At 65.3% G+C, this 4,268-nt stretch carries 3 protein-coding genes and 1 pseudogene; 3 read left to right on the forward strand and 1 reads right to left on the reverse strand.

The window, feature by feature from the left end; all coding sequences use genetic code 11:
* Window positions 1-238 precede the first annotated feature (238 nt).
* A complete protein-coding gene (gene radC, locus B3E94_RS18050) occupies window positions 239-919 on the reverse strand; it encodes a RadC family protein (RefSeq protein WP_286914536.1) in 681 nt (226 codons plus the stop codon).
* A gap of 128 nt (window positions 920-1,047) precedes the next feature.
* Between radC and coaBC the strand changes: the two genes are divergently transcribed.
* The 3 genes and pseudogenes from coaBC to B3E94_RS18065 form a co-directional block, all read left to right on the forward strand.
* Window positions 1,048-2,259, forward strand: a complete 1,212-nt coding sequence (gene coaBC / locus B3E94_RS18055; RefSeq protein ID WP_286914537.1) for a bifunctional phosphopantothenoylcysteine decarboxylase/phosphopantothenate--cysteine ligase CoaBC — start codon at window positions 1,048-1,050, stop codon at window positions 2,257-2,259.
* Window positions 2,260-2,264: 5 nt separating this feature from the next.
* On the forward strand, window positions 2,265-2,720 hold the full coding sequence (gene dut / locus B3E94_RS18060) for a dUTP diphosphatase (RefSeq protein ID WP_008091574.1): 456 nt from the start codon (window positions 2,265-2,267) through the stop codon (window positions 2,718-2,720).
* A gap of 135 nt (window positions 2,721-2,855) precedes the next feature.
* Window positions 2,856-4,229: pseudogene (locus tag B3E94_RS18065) on the forward strand (phosphomannomutase/phosphoglucomutase); the annotation flags it as partial.
* Between the last annotated feature and the right edge of the window lie 39 nt (window positions 4,230-4,268).

Below are 4,268 nucleotides of genomic sequence, written 5' to 3' on the forward strand. Positions count from 1 at the left end.
CGCTGTGGGTGCCGCTGGCGCACCCGACGGCGGCGACCTTGCTGCGCCAGGGGGTCGAGGGGTATCAGGTGAGCCCGTTCGGGCGGTTGGATTTCAGCAAGGTTTCGGCGACCCGTTAAACCTGCTCCGACCTCTTCGCGGGCAAGCCCGCTCCCACAGGCACCCCACCGCCCTTGAGCACAGTGGGGTGCCTGTGGGAGCGGGCTTGCCCCGCGAAGAGGCCGGCACAGGTACACCACTAAGTGATGATCCAGCCCTGCTCCACCATCGACAGCGGCTCGCCATCCCCGATGATGATGTGGTCAAGCACCCGCACATCGATCAACCCCAGCCCCCGCTTCAACGACAGCGTCATGTGCACGTCATCCTGGCTCGGCTCGCTGTTACCCGAAGGGTGGTTGTGGCACAGGATCAACGCCGCCGCGTTATGCATCAGCGCACGGCGCACCACTTCGCGCGGGTAGATGCTGGCCCGGTCGATGGTGCCCCTGAACAGAATTTCGAACGCCAGCGGCCGGTGCTTGCTGTCCAGAAACAGGCAGCCGAACACCTCGCTGACCTCATGACGTAACATGGCCTTGAGGTAACGCCGCACCGCCGCCGGGCTTTCCATGGCGGGTGTGCGCTCGATGCTTTCGTCCAGATAGCGCCGGCCGATCTCAAGCAGCGCCTGCAGCTGAGCGCACTTCACCGGCCCCAGGCCCGGCTCGCGCAAAAGGGCTTGGCGATCGGCCTCGAGAAACTGCCTGAGCCCGCCAAAGCGCACCAGCAGCCCGCGCGCCAGGTCCAGCACGTTTCGCCCGGCAACGCCCGACCCCAACAGCACGGCGAGCAGTTCGGCATCCGACAACACCGCCGCCCCGCGCACCAGCAACTTCTCCCGAGGCCGCTCATCCGCCGGCCATTCCCTGATATTCATCCTTGCTCCTTTGGCCCCACTACGGCAGGTTTCGGCCCTGTGTTAATCTATTTCGCCTCGTACATGCGACGTTCTGCCGCAGGCAGTTTTTTCGTCGCCGCCCGCTCTCACTGGAAAAAGGCAAGCCTATGCAGCGGCTGTATCGCAAGCGCATCGTTCTCGGCGTAGGGGGCGGCATTGCCGCCTACAAGAGCGCCGAGCTGATCCGCCGACTCCTGGAGCACGGCGCGCAAGTGCGCGTCGTCATGACCCGCGGGGGTGCCGAGTTCATCACCCCGCTGACCCTGCAGGCGCTGTCCGGCCACCCGGTGCACATGGATCTGCTCGACCCTGCCGCCGAAGCGGCCATGGGCCATATCGAACTGGCCAAGTGGGCCGACCTGGTGCTCATCGCCCCCGCCACCGCCGACCTCATGGCGCGCATGGCCCAAGGCATGGCCGACGACCTGCTGACCACCCTGGTGCTGGCCACCGACGCCACCGTGGCCGTGGCCCCGGCCATGAACCAGGCCATGTGGCGCGACCCGGCCACCCAGGCCAACCTGGAACTGCTCAAGAGCCGCGGCATCCAGGTGTTCGGCCCGGCCTCCGGCAGCCAGGCCTGCGGCGACGTGGGCCTGGGCCGCATGCTCGAGGCCGCCGACCTGGCCTGGTGCGCCGCCGAGAGCTTCCAGCGCCAGGCGCTGACCGGCAAGCACGTGCTGATCACCGCCGGCCCGACCCAGGAAAACATCGACCCGGTGCGCTACATCACCAATCATAGTTCCGGGAAGATGGGCTTTGCCCTGGCCGAAGCGGCCGCCGAGGCCGGGGCTCGGGTGACCCTGGTCACCGGCCCGGTGCACCTGCCGACCCCCGACCGGGTCACGCGGATCGACGTGGTCAGCGCACGGGACATGCTCGCGGCCTGCGAAGCGGCCATGCCATGCGACCTGTTCATCGCCTCGGCAGCGGTCGCGGACTACCGCCCGGAAGTCGTCGCCACGCAAAAGCTGAAGAAGGATCCTACGACCGGCGACGGCATGCTGCTGCAGATGGTGCGTAATCCCGATATCCTTGCGACCATCGCTGGCCGTGACGACCGCCCGTTCAGCGTCGGCTTCGCCGCCGAGACCGAACACTTGCTCGATTACGCCACGCGCAAGCTCAAGGACAAGAACCTCGACCTGATCGTCGCCAATGATGTGGCCAACCCCAGCATCGGCTTCAACAGCGAGGAAAATGCCCTGACCGTGATCGACCGCCAGCAGCACCAGACCCTCTTCGCGCAGACCAGCAAGGGCAAGATCGCCCGGCAACTGGTCGCCTTCATCGCCGAACGGCTCAATCAGGTTCAATAAGTTACATGCACGCTCTTCAAGCCAAGATCCTCGACCCTCGCCTGGGTACCGAATTTCCCCTGCCGCAGTACGCCACCCCCGGCTCCGCCGGCCTGGACCTGCGCGCCCTGCTCAAGGAGGACACTGTCCTCGAGCCCGGCCAGACCCTGCTGATCCCCACCGGCCTGTCGATCTACATCGGCGACCCGGGCCTGGCAGCCATGATCCTGCCGCGCTCGGGCCTGGGCCATAAGCACGGCATCGTGCTGGGCAACCTGGTCGGCCTGATCGACTCGGACTACCAGGGCGAGCTGATGGTGTCGTGCTGGAACCGCGGCAACACGCCGTTCACCATCGCCGTCGGCGAGCGCATCGCACAGCTTGTGCTGGTACCTGTGGTACAAGCGCACTTCGACATCGTCGAGCAGTTCGACGAGAGCCAGCGCGGCACCGGTGGCTTTGGCCACTCCGGCAGCCACTGAGCCGACTGACTACCGTTCAGGCCAAGGATGGCGAACTCTCTGACGAAACCACCGTCCAAGCGTTCAGTTTGCGCCTGCCCAGAAAGCCTTTGACTAATGGAGCTTCCAGAGATGAACGACATGGCCCACCTGGTCCCCGCATTGCCCGACAGCATCTTCCGCGCCTATGACATCCGCGGCGTGGTCGGCAAAACCCTGCACGCCGAAACCGCCTACTGGATCGGCCGCGCCATCGGCGCCCAGACCCTCGCCCAGGGCGAGCCGCAGATTTCGGTAGGCCGTGACGGTCGCCTGTCCGGCCCGATGCTGGTCGAGCAACTGATCAAGGGCCTGGCCGACGCCGGTTGCCAGGTCAGCGACGTCGGCCTGGTGCCGACCCCGGCGCTGTACTTCGCCGCCAACGTGCTGGCCGGCAAGTCCGGGGTGATGCTCACCGGCAGCCACAACCCGTCGGACTACAACGGCTTCAAGATCGTCATCGCCGGCGACACCCTGGCCAATGAGCAGATCCAGGCCCTGCTGACCCGCCTGAAAACCAACGACCTGACGCGCGGCGAAGGCAGCGTGCAGAAGGTCGAGATCCTCGAGCGCTACTACCAGCAGATCGTCGCCGACGTGAAGCTGGCGAAAAAGCTCAAGGTCGTGGTGGACTGCGGCAACGGCGCGGCGGGCGTTATCGCCCCGCAACTGATCGAAGCCTTGGGCTGCGAGGTGATTTCGCTGTTCTGCGAGGTGGATGGCAACTTCCCCAACCACCACCCGGACCCGGGCAAGCCGGAAAACCTCGAGGACCTGATCGCCAAGGTCAAGGAAACCGGCGCCGACCTCGGCCTGGCTTTCGATGGCGACGGCGACCGCGTGGGTGTGGTGACCAACACCGGCAGCATCGTCTACCCCGACCGCCTGCTGATGCTGTTTGCCCAGGACGTGCTGTCGCGCAATCCGGGTGCCGAGATCATCTTCGACGTCAAATGCACCCGCCGCCTGACCCCGCTGATCGAACAGCACGGTGGCCGCGCCCTGATGTGGAAGACCGGCCATTCGTTGATCAAGAAGAAGATGAAGCAGACCGGCTCGCTGCTGGCTGGCGAGATGAGCGGGCACATCTTCATCAAGGAGCGCTGGTACGGTTTCGACGACGGCATCTACAGCGCCGCCCGCCTGCTGGAGATCCTGAGCAAGGCCGAGCAGGACGCCGAGCGCCTGTTTGCCGCGTTCCCGAACGATATTTCCACGCCGGAAATCAATATTGATGTGACCGACGAGGGTAAATTCAGCATCATTGATGCACTGCAACGCGACGCTGACTGGGGCGAAGCCAACCTGACCACCATCGACGGTGTGCGGGTCGACTATGCCCACGGCTGGGGCCTGGTTCGCGCCTCCAACACCACGCCGGTGCTGGTGCTGCGCTTCGAGGCCGAAAGCGACGCCGAGTTGCAACGTATCAAGGATGTTTTCCGCGCCCAGTTGCTGCGGGTTGCCCCTGAGCTGCAACTGCCGTTCTGACCGACTATCTGTTCCTGACAGGAGCCCTGCATGACCCTC

Source organism: Pseudomonas sp. UBA6315 (assembly GCF_002438125.1).
GTDB lineage: Bacteria > Pseudomonadota > Gammaproteobacteria > Pseudomonadales > Pseudomonadaceae > Aquipseudomonas > Aquipseudomonas faucium.

What these genes read in the sequence shown, in the direction of transcription:
- radC (WP_286914536.1), bottom strand. Translation starts at nt 919, where the DNA reads ATGAATATCAGGGAATGGCCGGCGGATGAGCGGCCTCGGGAGAAGTTG.
- coaBC (WP_286914537.1), top strand. Translation starts at nt 1,048, where the DNA reads ATGCAGCGGCTGTATCGCAAGCGCATCGTTCTCGGCGTAGGGGGCGGC.
- dut (WP_008091574.1), top strand. Translation starts at nt 2,265, where the DNA reads ATGCACGCTCTTCAAGCCAAGATCCTCGACCCTCGCCTGGGTACCGAA.